This is a genomic window from Streptomyces toxytricini (genome assembly GCF_014649915.1).
In the GTDB taxonomy this organism is placed as follows: Bacteria; Actinomycetota; Actinomycetes; order Streptomycetales; family Streptomycetaceae; genus Streptomyces; species Streptomyces toxytricini.
In genome coordinates, this window is sequence record NZ_BMTY01000009.1 from 167,497 (window position 1) to 188,737 (window position 21,241).

The window sequence follows — 21,241 nt, forward strand, 5'->3', positions numbered from 1 at the left end:
CGTGTATGCGTCGGTGGTCGATCGCGCCGGGACTAGACGGCGAGCTTGACCATGTCCGCCTGCGGACCCTTCTGGCCCTGCGAGATCTCGAACTCGACCCGCTGACCCTCTTCAAGGGTGCGGTACCCGTCCATCTGGATGGCGCTGTAGTGGACGAACACATCCGCACCACCGTCGACCGCGATGAAGCCGTAGCCCTTCTCCGCGTTGAACCACTTGACGGTGCCCTGAGCCATGCCTAACTCCCCTATTACTGGCCCTTGCGCAGGACCGCACTTCGCGGTCCCGGGTCAGAACTTGCGCCGGAACGCCTCGACCGCGGCTGAATGTATCTGCACCGGTGCTGTCTGCAACAGGTCAATCCGACGAGAAATCTGGACACGCCGAAAACGGAAAATAGGCCGAAAATTTGTCATATTCCCGGGCAACTCGGACCCGGCATATCGCGCCAAAGCCCCATAACGCACCCGCACATTGACTCAATGTCACCCATCACGCGACCCGTTCATATGCGGCGGGCAAGAACAGCGGAGGGGACTTCCCCAACTCTACCGCGCCCAACCAAGCAGAATTACCCCCTCCGCTTTTTGCCGGAGGGGGTAATCGGGTTGTGCGCGTGCGTACGGGTGCGTGCGTACGGGTCAGCAGCCGCCGGCGACGGCCGGAATGATGGACACGCCCGCGCCGTCCGGCGTCGCCGCCTCCAAGCCGCCCTCGAAGCGGACGTCGTCGTCGTTGACGTACACGTTCACGAAGCGGCGCAGCTTGCCCTGGTCGTCCAGGACGCGCGCGGCGATCCCGGGGTGGTTCGCGTCCAGCGACGCGATGACCTCGGCGAGGGTGGCGCCCTCGGCGGGCACCTCGGCCTGGCCGCCGGTGTAGGTGCGCAGGATGGTGGGGATGCGGACGTTGACGCTCATGGCGCTTCTGCCTTTCCGGGCGCGGGGTGCAGCGGGGTGCAGGGAGGGTCAGGCCAGGCCGGCGGCGCGGAAGGCGTCCAGGCTCGGGCGGATGGTGGCGGTCTGCCCGCTGTCGGCGGCCACCGCCTCCAGGGTCTTCAGGCCGTCGCCGGTGTTGAGGACGACGGTGGTCAGCGAGGGGTCGAGCTGCCCGTTCTCGATCAGCTTCTTCGTCACGCCGACGGTCACGCCGCCCGCGGTCTCCGCGAAGATGCCCTCCGTCTGCGCGAGGATCTTGATGGCCTCGACGACCTGCTCGTCGGTGACGTCCTCGACGTAACCGCCGGTGCGGCGCGCGATGTCCAGCACGTACGGGCCGTCCGCCGGGTTGCCGATCGCGAGGGACTTCGCGATCGTGTTCGGCTTCTGCGGGCGGACCACGTCGTGGCCGGCCTTGAACGCGGTCGACACCGGGGAGCAGCCCTCGGCCTGCGCGCCGAAGATCTTGTACGGGCGGTCCTCGACCAGGCCCAGCTTCACGAGCTCCTGCAGACCCTTGTCGATCTTCGTGAGCTGCGAGCCGGAGGCGATCGGCACCACGATCTGGTCGGGCAGCCGCCAGCCGAGCTGCTCGCAGATCTCGTACGCCAGCGTCTTGGAGCCCTCGCCGTAGTAGGGGCGCAGGTTGACGTTGACGAAGCCCCAGCCCTCGCCCAGCGGGTCGCCGATCAGCTCGGAGCAGAAGCGGTTCACGTCGTCGTAGTTGCCCTCGATGCCGACGAGGTCGCCGCCGTACACGCCGGCCATGACGACCTTGCCCTGCTCCAGGTCGTGCGGGATGAACACGCAGGAGCGGAACCCGGCGCGCGCCGCGGCGGCGCCGACCGCGCCGGCCAGGTTGCCCGTGGAGGAGCAGGAGAGGGTGGTGAAGCCGAAGGCGCGGGCGGCCTCGACCGCGATCGCGACGACGCGGTCCTTGAAGGAGTGCGTCGGGTTGCCGGAGTCGTCCTTGACGTACAGCTTGCCGGTGACGCCCAGCTCCTTGGCCAGGTTCTCGGCGTCGACGAGCTTGGTGAAGCCCGGGTTCAGGCTCGGCTTGGAGGCCACGTCCGCGGGGACGGGCAGCAGTGGGGCGTAGCGCCAGATGTTGTTCGGGCCGGCCTCGATCGCCGCCCGCAGCGCCTCCGGGTCCCCGGCCGGCAGCTCGTACGCGACTTCGAGGGGCCCGAAGCACTCGGCACAGGCGAAAATGGGCCCGAGCTCGAAGCGGGTGCCGCACTCGCGACAGGACAGGCCGGCGGCGGGGCCGAGGTCCACGGAGGGCGCAGAAGCGGAGGTTCCGGCAGAAGGTACGGCAACGGTCTGTGCAGCCATGATCGGCGAGGCCCTTTCTCCTCATCTTCCCCATGGCGCACTTCGCCATGAGACGGAATTGGCACCTTCCCTAGCCGGGGACCTCGCTGCTGCTGCACGCAGTGGCGGGAAACCGACTGGAGGGTTGCCGGGGCTTCAACGGGCCGTGTCCCTCTGCCCCTCTGGATGAGCGGTATGGCACGGGGCGCGCGCTCGACTGGCGCACCCCGGCATTTGTCGGAAGGACCCCGGCATGCGGCGGTCCTTCGCGTTGTTCAAGACTGTAACCGAAGCTCCGGGCGGTTGAGACAGCCGTCCGAAGCGCGAGATGGATCACTTTTCGGCCGAACCGGCCGAGGGAAGCAGGGAGAGCCGAACGTGCTGGAAGAGGTGGAGCGCTGGCTCGCGGACCGCTCCTGGTCCGTGGCCGACCGGCCGCTCGACCAGCTGCTGGCCGCCAAACGCGCGGCCGGCACCACGGTCAGCGTCGTCCTGCCCGCCCTCGACGAGGAGGCGACCGTCGGCGACATCGTCGAGGTCATCCGGCGCGAACTCGTCGACGGACTGCCCCACCCGCTCGTCGACGAGCTCGTCGTCGTCGACTCCGGGTCCACCGACCGCACCGCCGAGGTCGCGGCGAAAGCCGGCGCCACCGTCGTCCACCGCGACGACATCCTGCCCCGCATCCCGGCCGTGCCCGGCAAGGGCGAGGTGCTGTGGCGCTCGCTGCTCGCCACCACCGGGGACGTCGTCTGCTTCGTCGACGCCGACCTGCGCGACTTCTCCGCCGCGTTCGTCACCGGCATCGTCGGCCCCCTGCTGACCGAGCCGGACGTCCACTTCGTCAAGGCCATGTACGACCGCCCGCTCGGCGACGCCCCCGGCCAGGGCGGCCGCGTCACCGAACTCGTCGCGCGCCCGCTGCTCAACCTGCACTGGCCGCGGCTCGCCGGCTTCGTCCAGCCGCTCGGCGGCGAGTACGCCGTCCGCCGCGGCCTGCTGGAGCGGCTGCCGTTCCCCGTCGGCTACGGCGTCGAGCTGGGCCTCCTCGTCGACGCCCTGCACACCGTCGGCCTCGACGCGCTCGCCCAGGTGGACGTCGGCGTACGCCTCCACCGGCACCAGGACGGGCAGGCGCTGGGCCGGATGGCCGCCGCGATCTACCGCACCGCGCAGCTGCGGCTCTCCCGCGGGCACTTGGTGCGGCCGGCGCTGACCCAGTTCGAGCGCGGGCCGCACGGCTTCGAGCCCCGGACCCACCCCGTGGACACCGAGGAGCGGCCGCCGATGGCCGACGTCGAGGAGTACGCGGTCCGACGCGTGGCGTGACGGCGGGCGAACACGGGTGAAACCGGACGTTTGAGCGGGCGCGGGCCGGGCTAGGTTCGCCGCATGGCTTCCCAGGTACTCGTCGCCGCGAACCGCGGTCCGCTCTCCTACGACCTCGACTCCGACGGCACCCTCGGTGCCCGCCGCGGCGGAGGCGGCCTCGTCTCCGGGCTGTCGGCCGCCCTGGCCGAGCAGCCGGGCGCGCTGTGGATCTGCGCCGCCCTCTCGCCGGGCGACCGCGAGGCCGTCCGCCGGGGCGTCGCCGAACCGGGCGTCCGGATGCTGGACATCGATCCGGACACCTACGACGCCGCGTACAACGGCATCGCCAACTCCGTCCTCTGGTTCACCCACCACCACCTGTACGACGTCCCGCGCACCCCCGTCTTCGACGCCGCCTTCCGCCGCCAGTGGGAGGCGTACACCGCCTACAACCGGGCCTTCGCCGAAGCCCTCGCCGAGGAGGCCGAGCAGGGCGCGTGCGCGCTCGTGCAGGACTACCACCTCGCGCTCGTCCCCGGCATGCTCCGCGAACTCCGCCCCGACCTGCGCATCGCGCACTTCACCCACACCCCGTGGGCGTCGCACGAATTCCTGCAGATGCTCCCCGACGACATCCGCGCCGACCTGCTGTGGGGCATGCTCGGCGCCGACCTGCTGGGCTTCCACACGGACGCGTGGGCGCACTCCTTCCTCGGCTCCGCCCGCCTCGACGACTCTCGGGGGACCGCCGAGCCGAAGATGCCGGCCGGGACCGGCGGCGAGCGGTACGTCGCGAAGAACCCCCACAGCCCCGTACGGCACCTCCGCACCGACGTGGCGGTCTTCCCGCTCGGCGTCGACGCCGACGAACTGCGGCGGCTCGCCGGCCGGCCCGAGGTCGACGAACGGCTCGCGGAGCTGCGGGCCGCGATCGGCGACCGCAAGACGATCGTCCGCGTGGACCGCACCGAACTGTCGAAGAACATCGTCCGCGGCCTCCTCGCCTACCGGGAGCTCCTGGCGACCCGACCCGAATGGCAGGGCCGCGTCGTCCACCTCGCGTCCGCCTACCCGTCCCGGCAGGACCTCCCCGAGTACCGGGCGTACACGCAGGCGGTCCGCGACCTGGCCGCGGAGATCAACACGGAGTACGGCACGGCCGACTGGGAGCCGGTCATCCTGTCCGTCCAGGACGACTTCGCCCGCTCGCTCGCGGTCTACCGCATGGCGGACGTCGCCCTCGTCAACCCGGTCCGCGACGGCATGAACCTCGTCGCGAAGGAGATCCCGGTCGTCTCGGAGGCCGGCTGCGCGCTGGTCCTGTCCACCGGGGCCGGCGCGTACGGGGAACTCCGCGCGGACGCGCTGACGGTGAACCCGTACGACGTCTCGGCGACCGCGGATGCGCTGCACGCGGCCCTGACGATGCCGGCGGAGGACCGGGCGGCCCGCACGAAGCGCCTGGCCACGGCGGCCACGGCCCTTCCGCCGGCGGCGTGGTTCACCACCCAGCTGACGACGCTCCGCGGCCTGCGGAGCTGACGCCCGAAGCCCGGGCCGCCGCCCCGGACCCCGACTCGGCCGCCGCCGGGGCGCTGGGCCCCGGATCCCCGCTCCGGCCGGGGCGGTGGGCCGGGCGCCGGCCCGGGGCGGTGGGCCGCTGCGCGGAGCAGTCCCCTACCCGCCCCTTCCCGAAACCGGGCTGCGCCCGGACCCCTTGCGGGGGGTCCGGGGCGGAGCCCCGGAAGCCGGAGTGGGCTGCAGCGGGCCCCGGGGCTAGAGGGCGGTGGCCAGGGACGCCAGGAAGGCCGTGACCGCGGCGGGGCCGGGGAGGACGAGGTCGGCCCGCGAAGCGAGCTCCGGCACCTCCTCCGAGCCGCTGCACACCAGCAGCCCCGGCAGCCCCTCGGCCCGCCTCTTCTCGACGGCCGCGTACGCGGCGAGGTCGCCGAGGTCGTCCCCGGCGTACAGCACCGTCTCGGCGCCCGTCTCCGCGAGGTACTCCGTGAGGGCGACGCCCTTGTCCATGCCCGGCGGCCGCAGCTCCAGGACGGCCCGCCCCGGCTCGACGATCAGCCCGTGCCGAGCGGCCAGCTCGGCGAGCGGCTCACGGAGGGCGGCGAACGCCGCGGCCGGGTCCTCGGCGCGCCGGGTGTGGACGGCGAGGGCGCGGCCCTTCTCCTCGATCCAGGTGCCGTGCCAGGCGCCGATGGAGTGCAGGAACCCGGGCAGCTCGGCCCGTACGGCGGCGACGCCGGGGTGTTCGGCCGGGGCGTGGACGTTGCCGCTGACGGCGTCCCACCGCTCGGCCCCGTAGTGCCCGAGCACGACCAGGTGCTCCAGGCCTGCGACCCCGGCGAAGCCCCCGAGGCGTACGGCGACGCCCGCCGGCCGGCCGGTGACGACGGCGACGGAGCCGACGCGCGGGGCGAGGGCGGCGAGCGCCGGGACGGCGTCGGGGTGGGCGCGGGCCTGGTCGGGGTCGGGGACGATGTCGGCGAGGGTGCCGTCGAAGTCGAGGGCGACCACGCTGCGGCGCGGGTCGCCGAGCAGGGCCGCGAGTCCCTCGCGGCCGGCGGCGGTGACGGGCATCGGCAGATCGTGCGGATGGCTCCCCATGGGAACGACCCTAACGGCCGACCGGAACGACGGCTACGGCGCCCCCGGGGTCGAGGCGTCAGCGGCGCGCGCGGCGGGCGTCGCGGATGCGGCGGAGGCGGTTGACCGTGCCGGGGGCGTGCGCGAGGGCGCGCGGGTCGTCCATGAGCGCGTTGAGCAGCTGGTAGTAGCGGACCGGGGTCATCCCCAGTCCCTCCCGTATCGCGCGCTCCTTCGCGCCCGGCCCGGGCCAGGCCCGCCCCTCGAAGGCGAGCACAGCGGCTTCGGTGGCCGTGAGCTGCTCTTCGTCCGTCATACGGCCAGATTAACGCCGCCCTCCGACACCCACCGGGGCCGCCAAGCTCGGGGTGGGTGCCGGGGGCGGGGACGGTGCGCGCCGGCCCGGCGGGGCGCCTCGCGCCGGGTCCGGCGCCGCCGGCCGCGCGTTCAGCGCTTGTCTTCCGCGCGGGCCCGGACCGCGATCTCCTCCAGCACCTTCCCCGGCTGCGCCCCCGGCTGGACGGCCCTGCCGATGTTCTGCTTGACGCTCTCGCTGACCGCGGCCCAGGAGTTCTTGCCGACCGGGTACAGCCGGGAGTTCGGCAGGGCCTGGAGGAAGGGCTTCAGCTGGGCGTTGGCGCCGCCGTTCGCCGCTTCCATCGCGCGGAAGCCGCTGGTGGTGGCGGGGAGCAGGTCGTACTTGCGGGTGAAGGCCGTCACGTTCTTCGAGTCGTACACCCAGTCGAGGAACTTCCCGGACTCCGCACGGTGGCCGTTCTTGAACGCCATGATCCAGTCGGCGACGCCCATGGTCGGCTGGGCGCTGCCGTCGGCGGTCGGCATCGGCACCATGCCGAACTTCACGCCCTTCTCGGTCGCCTGCTTGATGAGGGTGGGGTGGCCGTTGAGCATGCCGACCTCGCCGCGCGTGAACGCGTCGAAGGCGGCCTGCCGGTCGGTCTTGCCGGGTTCGCCGGCTCCGGTCAGGCCCTGGCCGACCATCTTGTCGCGCAGGAACTCGAAGGTCTTGACGTTCTCCGCGGAGTCGATCGCGTACGCCTCTTCGTTGTCGGTGTAGCCGCCTCCGCCCGACAGCATCCACATCATCGTCTCGGCCTGCGCCTCCTCCCGGCCGAGCGGCAGCGCGAACGGCGTCGGCACGCCCGCGGCCTTCAGCTTCTTGGCGGCGGCCTCCAGGTCGGCCCAGCTCTTGGGCTGCCACGGCGTCCTGCCGTCCTTGGGGATGACACCGGCGTCGGCGAGGAGCTTCTCGTTGTAGAAGAGCAGGCGGGTGCTGGCGACGAAGGGCATGCCGTACTGGGTGCGGCGGACCCTGCCGGCCTCGGCGAGGGGCGCGAGGAAGTCGGCCTCGGTCTGGACGGACAGCAGCTCGTCGGCGGTGTGGAGCTTCCCGGCGGCGGCGTAGTCGGCGTAGGCGCCGATCTGCGCGATGTCGGGGGCCTTGCCCTCCTTGACCATGGCCGCGACCTTGGCGTCGACCTCGGACCAGGAGTAGACGCTGACCTCGACCTTGACGCCGGGGTGGGCCTTCTCGAAGCCGGCGGCGAGGTCCTTCCAGTAGGTCGCCGAGGAGTTCTGCGGATTGTCGCCGTAGTCGGCCGCCACGACCCGGAGGGTCACCTCGTTGTCCCCGATGAGGCTTCCGCATCCGGTCAGCGTCACCGCCAGGCTCAGTGCGGCTCCGGTAGCGGTCAGGCTCAGGTAACGGCCCTTCACAGTTCTCGACACATCCCAGGTTGTACGTACGATCCACGTAAGGTCTACACCACTTTGGCCGCTGGTCCACATTCGGGCACGGTCGGCGGCCGGAATTTGTATGGCAGCTCAACAATCCCCTCCAATGGACTAGACCTTTCCCGTCGAAGCGAGCGAGACTGTCACCCGTGAAACCCGTGAAACACGTCATCGCCCTCGATGTGGGCGGCACCGGGATGAAGGCCGCCCTCATCGCCGAGGACGGCACCCTGCTGCACCAGGCGCGCCGTGCCACCGGCCGCGACCGCGGCCCGGAGGCCGTCGTCGGGACGATCCTGGACTTCGCCGCCGAGCTGCACGCGCTGGGCCGCGAACGCTTCGGGGCGGCCGCCGTCGCGGCCGGCGTCGCCGTCCCCGGCATCGTGGACGCCGACACCGGGACCGCCGTGTACGCCGCCAACCTCGGCTGGCGCGACGTGCCCCTGCGCACCCTCCTCGCCGCCCGGCTGGGCTCCCTCCCCGTGGCCCTCGGCCACGACGTGCGCACGGGCGGCCTCGCCGAGGGCCGCATCGGGGCCGGGCGCGGCGCCGACCGCTTCCTGTTCGTCCCCCTCGGCACCGGCATCGCCGGAGCCATCGGCATCGCCGGCCGCATCGAGGCCGGCGCCCACGGCTACGCGGGCGAGATCGGCCACATCGTGGTCCGCCCCGGCGGGCCCGCCTGCGGCTGCGGGCAGCGCGGCTGCCTGGAGACCCTCGCCTCCGCCTCCGCCGTCAGCCGCGCCTGGGCCGCCGCCTGCGGCGACCCGGACGCCGACGCCGCCGACTGCGCGCGGGCCGTCGCGGCCGGCGACGCCGCTGCCCGCCGCATCTGGCAGGAGGCCGTCGACGCCCTCGCCGACGGCCTCGTCACCGCGATCACCCTGCTGGACCCCCGCACGCTGATCATCGGCGGCGGGCTCGCCGAGGCGGGGGAAGTCCTGTTCACACCGCTCCGCGCGGCCGTCGAGGAGCGCGTGACGTTCCAGCGGCTGCCCCACATCGTGCCGGCGGCCCTCGGGGACACCGCCGGATGCCTGGGCGCAGGGCTGCTCGCCTGGGACCTACTCGCCACGGAGGTACCTGCCTGATGTCCGGAAGCGCACACAGCACCGTTCTCTCCGGCGCGCGGGTGGTGCTGCCCACCGGGATCGTGGCGGGCGGCCGCGTCATCGTCGAGGGCGACCGCATCGCCGGCAGCGCCCGCGAGGACGCCTCCGTCGCCGACCTGTCGGGGCACTGGCTCGTCCCCGGCTTCGTCGACATGCACAACCACGGCGGCGGCGGCGCCTCCTTCACCTCCGGCACCGCCGAAGAAGTCCTCCGGGGCGTACGCACGCACCGCGAGCACGGCACGACCACCCTGGTGGCGTCCACCGTCACCGGCGGCCTCGACGAACTGGCCCGCCGCGCCGGGCTCCTCGCTGAGCTCACCCAGCAGGGCGAGATCGCCGGCATCCACTTCGAGGGCCCCTTCATCAACCCCTGCCGCAAGGGCGCCCACAAGGCGGAACTGCTGCGCGACCCCGATCCGGCCGAGGTCCGCAAGCTGGTGGACGCCGCCCACGGCACGGCCCGCATGGTCACCCTCGCGACCGAGCTGCCGGGCGGCCTGGACTCCGTACGCCTCCTCGCCGAGCACGGGGTGATCGCCGCGATCGGGCACACCGACTCCACGTACGACCAGACCCGCCAGGCCATCGACGCGGGCGCCACCGTCGCCACCCACCTGTACAACGCCATGCCCGGCATGGAACACCGCGCGCCCGGCCCGATCGCCGCCCTCCTGGAGGACGAGCGGGTCACCGTCGAGCTCATCAACGACGGCACCCACCTCCACCCGGCGATGCTGGAACTGGCCTTCCACCACGCCGGCGCCCACCGCGTCGCCCTGATCACCGACGCGATGGACGCGGCCGGCTTCGGCGACGGCACCTACCACCTGGGGCCGCTGGAGGTCGAGGTGAAGGACGGCGTGGCCCGCCTCGTCGAGGGCGGCTCCATCGCCGGCTCCACCCTCACCCTGGACACCGCCTTCAAGCGGTCGGTCACCCTGGACCGGCTGCCCGTCGAGTCCGTCGTCCAGGCGATCTCCGCCAACCCGGCCAAACTCCTGGGCCTGTACGACGAGGTGGGCTCCCTGGAGCCGGGCAAGTACGCCGACCTGGTCGTCCTGGACGCGGCGTTCGACCTGAAGGGCGTCATGCGGCGCGGCGAATGGGTCGTCAGGCCCCCGGCCCTGCAGGGCTGAGCCGCCGATCGGGGGGTTCGGCGGCGACGGCGGACGGCGGACGGCCCGCGGGACTGGGCCGTCCGCCCGGTGTTTGACATGATCCCGGCACACACCGAGACCGGGACCTGAAGAACCATGATCCTGACCGTGACGCTGAACACCGCACTCGACGTCACCCACCGCGTGCCCAGGCTGATCCCGCACGCCTCCCACCGCGCCGCCGCCGTCACCGAACGGCCCGGCGGCAAGGGCCTCAACGTCGCCCGCGTCCTGGCCGCACTGGGCCGGCCGGTGACCGCCACCGGCTTCGCCGGGGGCCGCACCGGCGAGGCCGTCCGCGAACTGCTCGCTGGCTGCCCCGGCGTGACGGACGCGCTGGTCCCCTGCGCGGGCCCGACGCGCCGCACCCTGGCCGTCGTCGACGAATCGTCCGGGGACACCACGCAGTTCAACGAACCGGGGCCGATGATCGGTTCCGGGGAATGGGCCGAGTTCACGGAGCGGTACGGGGCCCTCCTCGCCGGCGCGGAGGCGGTGGCCCTGTGCGGCAGCCTCCCGCCGGGCGTGCCGGTGGGGGCGTACGCCGTCCTCGTACGGGCGGCCCGCGCGGCCGGCGTCCCCGTCCTGCTGGACACCAGCGGCGAGGCCCTGCGCCGCGGCATCGCGGCCCGCCCCGACATGGTCAAGCCGAACGCCGCCGAGGTCGCCGAACTCACCGGCTCCCGCGAGCCGGTCCAGGCCGGCCGCGACGCCCGCCGCCGCGGCGCCCACGCGGTGGTCACCTCACTGGGCCCGCAGGGCCTCCTGGCCACCACCCCGGAGGGCACCTGGCAGGCGGCCCCGCCCCGCCCCCTCTCCGGAAACCCGACGGGCGCGGGCGACTCGGCGGTCGCGGGCCTCCTGTCGGGCCTGGTCGAGGGCCTGGACTGGCCGTCCCGCCTGAGCCGTGCGGTGGCCCTGTCGGCGGCGACGGTCCTGGCACCGGCGGCGGGGGAGTTCGACCCCCGCACCTACGAAGAGGTACGGGGGTCGGTACGCGTGACGGCAGCTCAGCCGGCCTGAGTCGCGGCGGCTGCGGGAGCCGGTCGGGCCGACGCTCCTGCAGAGCGTCCCGGCCGGGTCGGCGTCAGCCGGCGGCGAGCCAGAACTGGTCGATGTTCACGTTGCACTTGTTGCCGGCCTCGCAGGACAGCTTCACCGTGTTCGTGCCCTCCTTGAGGCTCACCTGGCCCCAGGTGGTCTGCCAGCCCTTCTCCCAGTCGCCCTTCGGCTGCTTGGAGAAGTTCCGCATGCTGATCGGCTGCGGGTTCGGCTTGCCGTTGACGGTCAGCGTGCCGTCGGCGTCCTCGCCTGGGATGCCGAACCGCACGTAGAAGCGGTAAGTGCCGCCCTTCGGCAGGTCCAGCGTCCACGTCACCGACGCGCCGACCTGGTTGAAGTTGCCGACGTACTGTCCGCTCGACGACTTCGCGCCGGGCACCGCGTTCTGCAGCATGGCACCGCCGGCGATCGCCATGCCCGGACCGCCCGCGTCCCCCTTGGGCAGCCCCGGCTCGGGGGACGCCGACGGGCTGGGGGCGTCCGAGGCGCCGGGGTTCTGCGGCTGCGGCTGCTGGTTCTGGCCCTGGCTGTCCTTGCCGGCGTCGTCCTTGCCCGCGTCCTGGTTGCCGAACTGCAGCGCCGCACCGATGCCGATCACGACCGCGCCGACGACGGCGACCGCCGCGATCAGCAGGCCGCGCCGGCTGGAGCTGCCGCCCCCACCGCGCCCGCGGCCGCCGTGGCCGGCCGTCCCACCGCCGCCCGGCAGCGGCATCGCGGTGGTCGCGTGCGGCTGCGGCTGCGGCGGCGGTGTGCCGTATCCGCCGGCCTGGAGGGCCTCCGGGGCCTGGTACTGGGCCTGGTAGCCCGGCGGCTGCTGCTGGGGGACGGCCCGCTGGCCGCCGTAGGTCCGCTCGCCGACCGTGCGCACCTGGTTGTAGGAGGTGCGGGGGACGCCGGGCTGGCCGCCGACCGTCGGGCCGGGGTAGCTGTAGCCGCCGCCCGGCGGGGGCGGGGATGCTCCGGCAGCCTGGCCGTCCGCGTAGAGGTAGCCGAACGGGTCGTCGTCCTCGGGCTTGTTCGCCCCGCCGTTCGGGCCGTTGTTCGCGGGCGTCGTCATCGCAGGTCACTCCTTTCGACCCCCGGGAGCCTACCCCGAACACGTGCACCCACGGGCGGCCGACGGGGTCAGCCGGCCCGGCGGTGCGCCTTGGACCGGGACCGCTTCTCGATGTACATGCGCTGGTCGGCGGAGCGCAGGACCTCGTCGGCGGACATTCCGCAGCTGGCCCAGCCGATTCCGAAACTGGCCCCGACACGCACGGCGCGGCCGTCCACCCGGATCGGCGGGATGATCGCGTTCCGCAGCCGGACGGCGAGGTCGGCGGCGTCCGCGGCACCCAGCCCGTCGGCGAGGACGACGAACTCGTCGCCGCCCAGCCGGGCGACGGTGTCGCCGTCCCGGACGCCCGTCGTGAGGCGGCGGGCCACCTCGATCAGGACGGCGTCGCCGGTGTGGTGCCCGAACCGGTCGTTGATCGACTTGAAGCCGTCGAGGTCGCAGAAGAGGACGGCGAGCCCCTTCGTTCCGTCGTCCACGTCGGAGGCCGGCGCCACCGCGTGCACGTGGTGGTCGTACGGGCCCGCCCCCGGGCCGGGCGCGCCGAGCTCGAACGGCTCCGGGTACCCCTCGTGCCGGTACGCGGACCCGCCGGGTCCGACCGCCGCGTCCGCGAAGGCCCCGCCGCCCTCGTACGCGGCGTCGAGGGCCTCCACCGCGCCGGCCCGGACCGCCTGCGGCATCCGGCACAGCCGCGAGGAGAGCCGCGCGCGGAGCTCCGCGCTGTTGGGCAGCCCGGTCAGCGAGTCGTGGCTGGCCCGGTGGGCGAGCTGCAGCTCGTGCCGCTTGCGCTCCTCGATGTCCTCGACGTGCGTCAGCAGGAAGCGCGGCCCGTCCGCGGCGTCCGCGACGACCGAGTTCCGCAGCGACACCCACACGTACGTGCCGTCGCGGCGTCCCAGCCGCAGCTCGGCCCGGCCGCCCTCGGCGGAGGTGCGCAGCAGCGTGCCGATGTCCTCCGGGTGGACGAGGTCGGAGAAGGAGTACCGGCGCAGGACGGAGGCGGGGCGGCCCAGCAGCCGGCACAGGGCGTCGTTGGTGCGCAGCAGCCGCCCGTGCTGGTCGCCGCCCATCTCGGCGATGGCCATGCCGCTGGGCGCGTACTCGAAGGCCTGACGGAACGACTCCTCGCTGGCGCGCAGCGCCTGCTGCTCGCGCTCCAGGCGGACGAGGGCGCGCTGCATGTTCGCGCGGAGCCGGGCGTTGCTGATCGCGATGGCGGCCTGGAAGGCGTACATCTGCAGGGCCTCGCGGCCCCACGCGCCGGGGCGGCGGCCGTTGCGCGGCCGGTCGACGGAGATCACGCCGAGGAGCTCGCCTCCGGAGGCGTACATCGGCGCGTAGAGCCGGTCCTCGGGGTGCCACTCGTCCTCGAAGCGGGGGTCCGGGCCGTCGGTGTGCCACTGGGGGACGTCGTCCTCCAGCAGGATCCAGCCCTCGGTGTGCGGGATGAAGCGCAGGCCGTCCCAGTTCTCACCCATCGTCAGGCGGCGCTCCCAGGAGCTGCGTGAGCCGACGCGGCCGGTGATGAGCGCTTCCGCCGCGGGGTCGCCGGCGAACGCGGCGACGACGAGGTCACCGTCGGGGCGTACGAGGTTGACGCAGGCGAGCTGGTAGCCGAGGCCGGTGACGATGCCGTCGACGACGGTCTGCAGGGTGTCGGCAAGGCTCCTGGCCGTGTTGAGCTCGGCCACCACCCGGTGCAGCTGCCGCAGGGTCGCAAGACGGACGTACGGCTCTGACTCGGTCTCCATCGCTCGCTCTCCCCGAGACCTCGACAGCAACTCCAGTTTTGTCATCGGCGTTTCGTTGCGGTGTCCCGACCACTGAATCACAGTGAGCTGTGCGGCAGGTACACAGGGTCAACAAATCTTGCCGTCTGTGACTCAAGTCACATGAGATGACCGCAGGCGTCCGGTTACGGCTCCCGCAGCGGTGCGGCGCTCCCCCCTTCTCCTTCCGGCGGCGGCGCTCGGCAGGCCCGGGCAGGACCGGGCCTAGGCCAAGGGTCCGGGACCGGTTCGGCCCGGGGCCCGATGTGCGCCGTGGGAGGGCGAGACTAGCGTTCCGGACGTGCTGAAGACGACTCCCCTGCCCGCGCCGCCCGCCGCCACCCCGCATCCTGAGGGGGTGAGCCACGACGAGTTCCGCGCCGCGATGAGCAGACTGGCCGCGGGCGTCTGCCTGATCACCTCCCACGAGCCGCCGCTCGCCCCGGGCGGGCCGCCCGGGGAGGACGTCGGCATGACCGCCACCGCCTTCGTGTCGGTCTCGCTGGACCCGCCGCTGGTGCTGGTGAGCGTCCGCGAGGGCTCGCGGATGGACGACCTGCTGGCCGAGCAGCCGCTGTGGGCGGTCTCCGTCCTCGCCGACCACCAGGTCCAGGTCGCGAGCCGCTTCTCGATGAAGGGCCGCATCAGCGACCGGCTGCTCTTCGCCGACCTGCCGTGGGAGCGCGGCGAGCTGTCGGGGTCGCCGCTGCTGACGGACGCCCTGGCCACGCTGGAGTGCCGCACCGAGAACCGGGTCCCGGCCGGCGACCACACGCTGGTGGTGGGGCGCGTCCTCGCAGCCCGCTGCCCCGCGCCGGACGCCGCGCCGCTGGCGTACTTCCGCGGGCGGTACCGGCACCTGGCCCCCTGACGGCGGCGCGCCGGCCCGGGAACGGGCGGCCGGGCGGACCGCCGGCAGGCGGGCGGCTACCAGTCGCGGCCCGAGCGGCCCCGCTTGGTCTCGGCGCGGGCCTTCTTCTCCCGCAGCCGCCGCTCGTTGATCCCCTTCGGGATCTTCGTCGCGCGGCGCGGCTTCGGCGGCGGCGCGGTCGCCTCCGCGAGCAGGGACGCCATCCGGACCAGCGCCATCTCCCGGTTGCGCAGCTGCGAGCGGTGCTCGGAGGCCCGTACGGACAGGACCCCGTCGACCAGGCGGGACGCGAGCCGCTCCAGGGCCCGGTCCTTCCACACCTGCGGCAGCGCCTTCGTCGCCGCGAGGTCGAAGAGCAGCTCGACGCGCGAGTCCGAGGTGTTCACGTGCTGCCCGCCCGGCCCGGAGGAACGCGAGAACCGCCACGAGAGCTCCGCCTCGGGGAGCACGACGGAGCCGCGGATGACATGGGGACCAGGCATGCCCCCATGATCCCGCCCCCGCCCGGCCCCCGTCACCCGCATTTCCGGGCTTCCCGCGCCCGCGCGCCGGACCGGCGGCCGCCCGCGCGTCCGGCCCGCGCCCGGCGACGCGCCGGAACCCGGAAGGCCGCCCTGGAACCTGCGGGGCACCTCGCCGCGTTATGAAGGTCAGCGGTACCTTGACCGCACATCTCGCGGTCAGCGACGAGGAAGGGACACCAGTCACAATGGCAGTAAGCCTGTCCAAGGGCGGCAACGTCTCGCTCACCAAGGAGGCCCCCGGCCTCAGCGCCGTCACGGTCGGCCTCGGCTGGGACGTCCGGACGACGACCGGTGTCGACTTCGACCTCGACGCCTCGGCCATCGCGGTCAACGCGATGGGCAAGGTCGTCTCGGACGGCCACTTCGTCTTCTTCAACAACAAGTCCACCCCGGACCAGAGCATCGTCCACACCGGTGACAACCGCACCGGTGAGGGCGCCGGCGACGACGAGGCGATCAACGTCAACCTGGCCGCCCTCCCGGCCGACGTCGACAAGATCGTCTTCCCGGTCTCGATCTACGACGCCGACTCCCGCAGCCAGAACTTCGGCCAGGTCCGCAACGCGTACATCCGCGTCGTGAACCAGGCCGGCGGCGCCGAGATCGCCCGCTACGACCTCTCCGAGGACGCGGCCACCGAGACCGCCATGGTCTTCGGCGAGCTCTACCGGAACGGCGCCGAGTGGAAGTTCCGCGCGGTCGGCCAGGGCTACGCCTCCGGCCTCGCCGGCATCGCCCAGGACTTCGGCGTCAACGTCTGAGCCCGCCCGCACCGGATCGCGGCGCGGGCGGATCCCCGGATCCCCGGAGTTCCGGATCAGCCCGGCGGCCGCGGTGACCGCTCCGGCCCCCTCCCGGCCGTCCGGGGAGGGGTCCGGGGGCGGTGGCGTGCCCGGGCGGCCCGGCGCCGCGGTCAGCGGGGGCTGTCCTTGCCGTACAGCCACACGTCCCACACCCGCCGCAGGTCCAGCCCCGTCTGCTTCTCGGCGTACGCGGTGAAGTCGGCGGTGCTCGCGTTCCCGTGCCGCCGCTCGGCCGCCCAGCCGCGCAGCAGCGCAGAGAACGCCGCATCACCCGCCTCCTGACGGATCCGGTGCAGCACCATCGCGCCCCGGTAGTAGACCGGATTCCCGGAGATGTCCTCCGGCCCGGGCGGGGACGCCGGCGCGAACGCGTCCCAGTCGGAGTCCGCCGCCGGGTCCACCGCGGTGTCCCCGGCCAGGAACGCCTCGAAGCGCTGCTCGGCCGTCGGCCCGCCGTGCTCCTCCGCCCACAGCCACTCCGCGTACGTGGCGAACCCCTCGTTGAGCCACATGTCCTTCCACGACGCCGGCGACACCGAGTTCCCGAACCACTGGTGCGCCAGCTCGTGCAGCACCAGGTCCTCCGTCGGCGCGCCCGGGAACACCGGCCGCGTCTGCGTCTCCAGCGCGTACTCCAGGCTCCCCGACGGCAGCACGATCGCCCCGCCCGCCGAGAACGGGTACGGCCCGAACCGCGCCGCGCCCCACTCCGTCATCTCCGCCAGCCGCCCCAGCGCGGGCGCGCTCTCCGCCTCCTCGCCCGGGTCGACCGCCGAGTACAGCGGCACCCCGGAGGGCGTCCGCCCCTCCGTCACCGTGAACCTGCCGACCGCGGCCGTGACCAGGTAGCTCGCCACCGGCTCCGGGCTGTGCCACGCGAACGCCGTCCGCCCGTCGCCGGTGTCCGTACGCGAGCGCAGCCGGCCGTTCGAGACGGCCTCGTACCCCTTCGGCACGGTCAGCACCACGTCGTAGGCGGCCTTGTCGCTGGGGTGGTGGTTCCCCGGGAACCACGTCATCGACCCGACCGGCTCGCCCACCGCGACCGCCCCGCCGTCCAGGCGGATCCAGCCCTCCGTCGAACCGTCCGGGTCCTCGTGCGGCTTCGGCCGGCCGCTGTAGACGACCTCCGTGCGGAACACCTCGCCCGCCGCCAGGTCGTCGGCCGGCCGCACCGTCAGCTCGCTGCCCGTCCGGTTGAACCGGGCCCCGGCGCCCTGCACGGCGACCCGCTCCACCTTCAGCCCGCTGAAGTCCAGGTTGAACGAGCTGAGCCCCTGCTCCGCCCGCGCCGTGATCACCGCGCGGCCTCGCAGCACCCCGTCCGCCGGGTCGTAGCCCAGGTCCAGCCCGTAGTGCTCCACCTGGTACCCGCCGTTGCCCGCCTTCGGGAAGTACGCGTCCCGCAGCCCCGACGCGCCCGGCCGGCCCTGCACCGTCTCGGCCGTACACCCCGTCCCCACGACGAGGAGCGCGGCGGAGGCGGCCAGACCGGCGGAACGAAGGAGCGTACGGGTATCCACCCCACGATCTTATGGGGTTGTATGTGCGCAACGGTCCGATTCGGCCGCGGCCCCGGGACCCCGCCCGGCACCGCGGCCGCACCCGCCGGACGCCTACTTCGCCAGCGCGTCCACGCCCGCCTTCGCGTACTTCTCGTCCAGCTCGCCGCTCGGCGCACCGGCCACACCGATGCCCGCCACCGGCGCGCCCTCCGCCTGCACCGGCACACCGCCGCCGAGGAACAGCGTCCCCGGGATGTCCTTCAGGTTCGGGGCCTGCGCCAGCCGGCCCGCCAGCACCGACGTCGGCGCGTTCCACGCCACCGCCGTGAACGCCTTGCGCTCCGCCGACTCGTACGACTGCGGGCCCGCACCGTCACCGCGCAGCGTGACGATCGTGTTGCCGTTGCGGTCCACGACCGCCACCGTCACCCGCTGGTTCTCCTTGCGCGCCGCCTCCAGCGCCGCCTGCGCGGCCCGCGCCGCCGCGTCGACCGTCAGGTGCGTCGACGTCGTGAACGCCTTGCCGTCCACCACACCGTCCTTCTTCGCCGCGGCCGCGGCGGCGGCCGCCGGCGCCGACTGCGCCGCGTTGGCGCTCACCGCGCCGAACGCGCCGGCGCCCAGCGCGACGACGAGGGCGGTACCGGTCAGAACACGGGTGCGGGTCTTCATCTCTGCTGCTCCTGGGATCGTCGACGACCGCGCAGCTGCGCCGGCCGCCGCTGCCGGACGCCGTGCGTCCGGCCCGTCGGGACCCCTCCAGCCTCCGCCCGCACCCCCCTTCCCCACGTCCCCGTACCGGCTCGCCTCCCCGCCCGGACCGGACGACCCCCGGGTCAACCGATCGGCTGATGCGCACCCGCCCGCCGCCCCGTTGGCTGGAGGCGCCACCGCCCGCCACCGGGCACGATGGAGCCGAGCAGCCACGCCCCACCGGGAGCCCGACGTGACCACCCACCCCCACCCCGCCCCCGCACGCGAAGGCGGCACCCGGATGCTCGCGGCGGTCATGCACACCGCCTTCTTCCTCCTCCTCACCGCCTCCGTCGCCCGCTACCTGCTGCGCCACCCCGGCTCCCCCGACACCCCGTGGATCATCGCCCTCGGCACCGCGCTCGCCCTCCTGTACGTCCTCGGCCCCGCCCTCGGCGCCGCCCCCACCCTGCGCCGCCTCGTCTGGCTCGGCCTCGTCACCGCCACCTGGGCCGTCCTCGTCGACCTCGCCCCCAGCTTCGCCTGGTGCGCCGTCCCCCTCTTCTTCACCGCCCTGCGCACCCTCCCGCCGCGCGCCGCGATCGTCCTCGTCGCCACCCTCACCGCGTTCGTCGTCGCCGCGCAGCTCCGGCTCGCCGACGAGTTCGACCCCAACCTCCTCGTCGCCCCGCCCGCCGTCGCCGCGCTCGCCACCGCCGTCTTCGTCCACATGGAACGCCAGGCAGAAGCCCAGCGGACCCTCATCGACGACCTGCTGCGCACCCGCCGCGAACTCGCCGCCACCGAGCGCCGCGAAGGCACCCTCGCCGAACGCCAGCGCCTCTCCATGGAGATCCACGACACCCTCGCCCAGCACCTCTCCAGCCAGCAGATGCTCCTCCAGGCCGCCGACCGCGTCTGGGACGCCGACCCCGCCACCGCCCGCACCCACGTCCGCACCGCCAACGGCATCGCCGCCCGCGGCCTCGCCGAGGCCCGCCGCCTCGTCCACGACCTCGCCCCCAGCGAACTCGCCGGCGGCGCCGACCTCCCCGAAGCCCTCCGCACCCTCGACGCCGGGCCAGGCGTCGCCGTCCGCTTCCACCTCGAAGGGACGCCCGTCCCGCTCCCGGACCGCGTCCAGTCCGCCCTGCTCCGCGTGGCCCAAGGCGCCCTCGCCAACATCCGCGAACACGCCGGCGCCCGCACCGCCGCCCTCACCCTCACCTACCTCGGCGACCAGGTCGTCCTGGACGTCGCCGACGACGGCCACGGCTTCCCCGCCGCGGACACCACCCGCCACGCACCCGACGCCGGCCGGCCCGGCCCCGACCCGGCGCGCCCCGACCCCGCCACCGGGCGCGGACACGGACTCCCCGCCATGCGCGCCCGCCTCGGCCAGCTCGGCGGCACCCTCACCCTCGAATCCACCCCGGGCGAAGGCACCGTCCTCTCCGCCGCCATCCCCCTGGAGCACCGCCCATGACGACCCTCCTCCTCTGCGACGACCACGCCGTCGTCCGGGCCGGCCTCCTCGCCCTCCTCGCCAGCACCCCCGACATCGACGTCCTCGGCGAAGCGGGCAGCGGGGAGGAAGCCGTCACCCTCGCCGCCCGCCTCCACCCCGACGTCGTCCTGATGGACCTCCAGCTCGGCGACGGCATCGACGGCGTCGAGGCCACCCGCCGCATCACCGCCGCACCGAACCCGCCCCACGTCCTCGTCCTCACCACGTACGACACCGACGCCGACATCACCCGCGCCATCGGCGCCGGAGCCACCGGCTACCTCCTCAAAGCAGAACGCCCCGAAGAGCTCTTCGCCGCCATCCACGCCGCCGCCCAAGGGCGCACCACCCTCTCCGCGCCCGTCGCCAGCCGCGTCATGGCCGCCATGCGCGGCACCCGCCCCACCCTCACCGACCGCGAACTCGACATCCTCGGCCAACTCGCCCGCGGCCTCGGCAACCGCGACATCGCCCGCGCCCTGTTCATCAGCGAAGCCACGGTGAAGACCCACCTGGGCCGCATCTACGACAAACTCGGCGTCGACACCCGCGCAGGCGCCGTCTCGGTGGCCAAGGAACAACGCCTCCTCCCCTGACCGGGGGCAGCAGACGGCAGCCGAGGAAGGCTGCCGGGCGGCGAACAGGACAGCACGGCAGACCGCTTCCGCGCGGGGCGTCGCGGACGGAACGGCCCGAAGACCGCACCCGGAAGGGCGCAGGACGAGGCGGCGGACTGCACGGCCTGGGTGGCGGGCAGCGCCGGACGCGCCCGGCGGCCGGCCTCGGCCGAGCGGGTACGGCAGGCAGCAGCCGAGGTGAGCCGGCACGGCAAGGCGCGGCAAGCCGCCTCCGGAGACGGCGCAACAGCGCCACCCGAGGGGCGGTACGGCAGACGGGCGACACGGCGGCCGCACCCGGAACGGCGTGGCAGGCAGCAGCCGGGGCAAGGCGGCGCGGGCGCGCACGGGGCCCGGCTGCGGCAGGCCGCATCCCCCGCCGCAACGCGGCGGAACTACACCGGGGCCGGACCGCGGCCGCGGCCGTACCCGGGACGGCGCGGCAGATCCGCGCCCCAGGGCGGCACGGCAGGGCATTCCGACGGCCCCACCCGACACGGCCCGACGGCCGCATCACGCCAAGCGGCCCGCCGGCGGCCGCGCCCGGGCGGCGAGCGCGGCCCGCGTCTCCGCACCGCTCCGGCCCGTACGCCGCCCCGCGCGCGGTGCCCGCGCGCGCCCCGTGACACCATCGGCTAC

20 protein-coding genes and 1 riboswitch are annotated in these 21,241 nt (G+C 73.9%); of the genes, 9 read left to right on the forward strand and 11 right to left on the reverse strand.

Translation table 11 applies throughout. The annotated features are described in order from the left end of the window. Nucleotides 1-32 precede the first annotated feature (32 nt). The 3 genes from IE170_RS13590 to thrC form a co-directional block, all read right to left on the reverse strand. On the reverse strand, nt 33-236 hold the full coding sequence (locus IE170_RS13590) for a cold-shock protein (RefSeq protein ID WP_005315736.1): 204 nt from the start codon (nt 234-236) through the stop codon (nt 33-35). A 405-nt stretch (nt 237-641) separates the two neighbouring features. Next, nucleotides 642-920 carry a MoaD/ThiS family protein gene (locus tag IE170_RS13595; RefSeq protein ID WP_189809604.1) on the reverse strand — a complete coding sequence of 93 codons (279 nt, stop codon included), beginning with the start codon at nt 918-920 and terminating at the stop codon, nt 642-644. A gap of 48 nt (nt 921-968) precedes the next feature. Then, complete coding sequence (thrC, locus tag IE170_RS13600) at nt 969-2,273, reverse strand: threonine synthase (RefSeq protein WP_189809605.1); 1,305 nt, start codon at nt 2,271-2,273, stop codon at nt 969-971. A gap of 18 nt (nt 2,274-2,291) precedes the next feature. Further along, a riboswitch (SAM riboswitch) is annotated at nt 2,292-2,445 on the reverse strand. A gap of 185 nt (nt 2,446-2,630) precedes the next feature. Between thrC and IE170_RS13605 the strand changes: the two genes are divergently transcribed. Together IE170_RS13605 and IE170_RS13610 are read left to right on the forward strand one after the other, a co-directional pair. Beyond that, complete coding sequence (locus IE170_RS13605) at nt 2,631-3,581, forward strand: glucosyl-3-phosphoglycerate synthase (RefSeq protein ID WP_189809606.1); 951 nt, start codon at nt 2,631-2,633, stop codon at nt 3,579-3,581. Nucleotides 3,582-3,644: 63 nt separating this feature from the next. Beyond that, nucleotides 3,645-5,105, forward strand: a complete 1,461-nt coding sequence (locus tag IE170_RS13610; RefSeq protein WP_189809607.1) for an alpha,alpha-trehalose-phosphate synthase (UDP-forming) — start codon at nt 3,645-3,647, stop codon at nt 5,103-5,105. Nucleotides 5,106-5,339: 234 nt separating this feature from the next. Here IE170_RS13610 and otsB read toward each other — a convergent pair whose 3' ends face one another. From otsB to IE170_RS13625, 3 genes are all read right to left on the reverse strand, one after another. After that, nucleotides 5,340-6,182, reverse strand: coding sequence for a trehalose-phosphatase (gene otsB, locus IE170_RS13615; RefSeq protein WP_189809608.1), 843 nt, complete (start codon nt 6,180-6,182; stop codon nt 5,340-5,342). A gap of 58 nt (nt 6,183-6,240) precedes the next feature. After that, nucleotides 6,241-6,477, reverse strand: a complete 237-nt coding sequence (locus IE170_RS13620; protein WP_125545468.1) for a DUF3263 domain-containing protein — start codon at nt 6,475-6,477, stop codon at nt 6,241-6,243. A 131-nt stretch (nt 6,478-6,608) separates the two neighbouring features. Further along, nucleotides 6,609-7,910 carry an extracellular solute-binding protein gene (locus IE170_RS13625; protein WP_229884719.1) on the reverse strand — a complete coding sequence of 434 codons (1,302 nt, stop codon included), beginning with the start codon at nt 7,908-7,910 and terminating at the stop codon, nt 6,609-6,611. Between the two features lie 164 nt (nt 7,911-8,074). On the opposite strand from IE170_RS13625, the gene IE170_RS13630 reads away from it, so the two are divergent. From IE170_RS13630 to IE170_RS13640, 3 genes are all read left to right on the forward strand, one after another. After that, nucleotides 8,075-9,007 (forward strand): ROK family protein, encoded by a 933-nt coding sequence (locus IE170_RS13630; RefSeq protein ID WP_189809699.1) that lies wholly within the window; start codon nt 8,075-8,077, stop codon nt 9,005-9,007. Then, nucleotides 9,007-10,167: an N-acetylglucosamine-6-phosphate deacetylase gene (gene nagA / locus IE170_RS13635; protein WP_189809610.1), complete on the forward strand. Its 1,161-nt coding sequence runs from the start codon at nt 9,007-9,009 to the stop codon at nt 10,165-10,167. The genes IE170_RS13630 and nagA overlap by 1 nt, the downstream gene beginning before the upstream one ends. A 117-nt stretch (nt 10,168-10,284) precedes the next feature. Beyond that, nucleotides 10,285-11,211 (forward strand): 1-phosphofructokinase family hexose kinase, encoded by a 927-nt coding sequence (locus tag IE170_RS13640; RefSeq protein WP_189809611.1) that lies wholly within the window; start codon nt 10,285-10,287, stop codon nt 11,209-11,211. A gap of 64 nt (nt 11,212-11,275) precedes the next feature. Here IE170_RS13640 and IE170_RS13645 read toward each other — a convergent pair whose 3' ends face one another. Together IE170_RS13645 and cdgB are read right to left on the reverse strand one after the other, a co-directional pair. Beyond that, a complete protein-coding gene (locus IE170_RS13645) occupies nt 11,276-12,310 on the reverse strand; it encodes a carbohydrate-binding protein (RefSeq protein ID WP_189809612.1) in 1,035 nt (344 codons plus the stop codon). A gap of 68 nt (nt 12,311-12,378) precedes the next feature. Further along, nucleotides 12,379-14,064 (reverse strand): diguanylate cyclase CdgB, encoded by a 1,686-nt coding sequence (cdgB, locus tag IE170_RS13650; RefSeq protein WP_189809613.1) that lies wholly within the window; start codon nt 14,062-14,064, stop codon nt 12,379-12,381. 319 nt (nt 14,065-14,383) lie between these two features. Here cdgB and IE170_RS13655 point away from each other — a divergent pair, with 319 nt between their 5' ends. Continuing rightward, the gene (locus tag IE170_RS13655; protein WP_189809614.1) at nt 14,384-14,953 is read left to right on the forward strand and encodes a flavin reductase family protein; all 570 of its coding nucleotides are present in this window, start codon (nt 14,384-14,386) and stop codon (nt 14,951-14,953) included. Nucleotides 14,954-15,009: 56 nt separating this feature from the next. On the opposite strand, the gene arfB is transcribed toward IE170_RS13655, so the two are convergent. Continuing rightward, the gene (arfB, locus tag IE170_RS13660) at nt 15,010-15,435 is read right to left on the reverse strand and encodes an alternative ribosome rescue aminoacyl-tRNA hydrolase ArfB (RefSeq protein ID WP_189809615.1); all 426 of its coding nucleotides are present in this window, start codon (nt 15,433-15,435) and stop codon (nt 15,010-15,012) included. A gap of 227 nt (nt 15,436-15,662) precedes the next feature. On the opposite strand from arfB, the gene IE170_RS13665 reads away from it, so the two are divergent. Further along, nucleotides 15,663-16,238 (forward strand): TerD family protein, encoded by a 576-nt coding sequence (locus IE170_RS13665; RefSeq protein ID WP_125548305.1) that lies wholly within the window; start codon nt 15,663-15,665, stop codon nt 16,236-16,238. Nucleotides 16,239-16,390: 152 nt separating this feature from the next. Here the strand turns inward: IE170_RS13665 and IE170_RS13670 are convergent, their stop codons facing one another. Together IE170_RS13670 and IE170_RS13675 are read right to left on the reverse strand one after the other, a co-directional pair. Continuing rightward, nucleotides 16,391-17,803, reverse strand: coding sequence for a M1 family metallopeptidase (locus tag IE170_RS13670; protein ID WP_189809616.1), 1,413 nt, complete (start codon nt 17,801-17,803; stop codon nt 16,391-16,393). Nucleotides 17,804-17,896: 93 nt separating this feature from the next. Further along, nucleotides 17,897-18,457: a GlcG/HbpS family heme-binding protein gene (locus IE170_RS13675; protein WP_189809617.1), complete on the reverse strand. Its 561-nt coding sequence runs from the start codon at nt 18,455-18,457 to the stop codon at nt 17,897-17,899. 322 nt (nt 18,458-18,779) lie between these two features. Here IE170_RS13675 and IE170_RS13680 point away from each other — a divergent pair, with 322 nt between their 5' ends. Together IE170_RS13680 and IE170_RS13685 are read left to right on the forward strand one after the other, a co-directional pair. Further along, the gene (locus tag IE170_RS13680; protein WP_223856256.1) at nt 18,780-19,964 is read left to right on the forward strand and encodes a sensor histidine kinase; all 1,185 of its coding nucleotides are present in this window, start codon (nt 18,780-18,782) and stop codon (nt 19,962-19,964) included. Continuing rightward, nucleotides 19,961-20,581, forward strand: coding sequence for a response regulator (locus tag IE170_RS13685; RefSeq protein WP_189809618.1), 621 nt, complete (start codon nt 19,961-19,963; stop codon nt 20,579-20,581). Before IE170_RS13680 ends, IE170_RS13685 begins: the two co-directional genes overlap by 4 nt. Nucleotides 20,582-21,241: the final 660 nt, after the last annotated feature.

Coding starts and splice junctions, on each gene's coding strand:
- IE170_RS13590 (WP_005315736.1), bottom strand. CDS start 236: ATGGCTCAGGGCACCGTCAAGTGGTTCAACGCGGAGAAGGGCTACGGC.
- IE170_RS13595 (WP_189809604.1), bottom strand. CDS start 920: ATGAGCGTCAACGTCCGCATCCCCACCATCCTGCGCACCTACACCGGC.
- thrC (WP_189809605.1), bottom strand. CDS start 2,273: ATGGCTGCACAGACCGTTGCCGTACCTTCTGCCGGAACCTCCGCTTCT.
- IE170_RS13610 (WP_189809607.1), top strand. CDS start 3,645: ATGGCTTCCCAGGTACTCGTCGCCGCGAACCGCGGTCCGCTCTCCTAC.
- otsB (WP_189809608.1), bottom strand. CDS start 6,182: ATGGGGAGCCATCCGCACGATCTGCCGATGCCCGTCACCGCCGCCGGC.
- IE170_RS13620 (WP_125545468.1), bottom strand. CDS start 6,477: ATGACGGACGAAGAGCAGCTCACGGCCACCGAAGCCGCTGTGCTCGCC.
- nagA (WP_189809610.1), top strand. CDS start 9,007: ATGTCCGGAAGCGCACACAGCACCGTTCTCTCCGGCGCGCGGGTGGTG.
- IE170_RS13640 (WP_189809611.1), top strand. CDS start 10,285: ATGATCCTGACCGTGACGCTGAACACCGCACTCGACGTCACCCACCGC.
- IE170_RS13645 (WP_189809612.1), bottom strand. CDS start 12,310: ATGACGACGCCCGCGAACAACGGCCCGAACGGCGGGGCGAACAAGCCC.
- cdgB (WP_189809613.1), bottom strand. CDS start 14,064: ATGGAGACCGAGTCAGAGCCGTACGTCCGTCTTGCGACCCTGCGGCAG.
- arfB (WP_189809615.1), bottom strand. CDS start 15,435: ATGCCTGGTCCCCATGTCATCCGCGGCTCCGTCGTGCTCCCCGAGGCG.
- IE170_RS13665 (WP_125548305.1), top strand. CDS start 15,663: ATGGCAGTAAGCCTGTCCAAGGGCGGCAACGTCTCGCTCACCAAGGAG.
- IE170_RS13675 (WP_189809617.1), bottom strand. CDS start 18,457: ATGAAGACCCGCACCCGTGTTCTGACCGGTACCGCCCTCGTCGTCGCG.
- IE170_RS13680 (WP_223856256.1), top strand. CDS start 18,780: ATGCTCGCGGCGGTCATGCACACCGCCTTCTTCCTCCTCCTCACCGCC.
- IE170_RS13685 (WP_189809618.1), top strand. CDS start 19,961: ATGACGACCCTCCTCCTCTGCGACGACCACGCCGTCGTCCGGGCCGGC.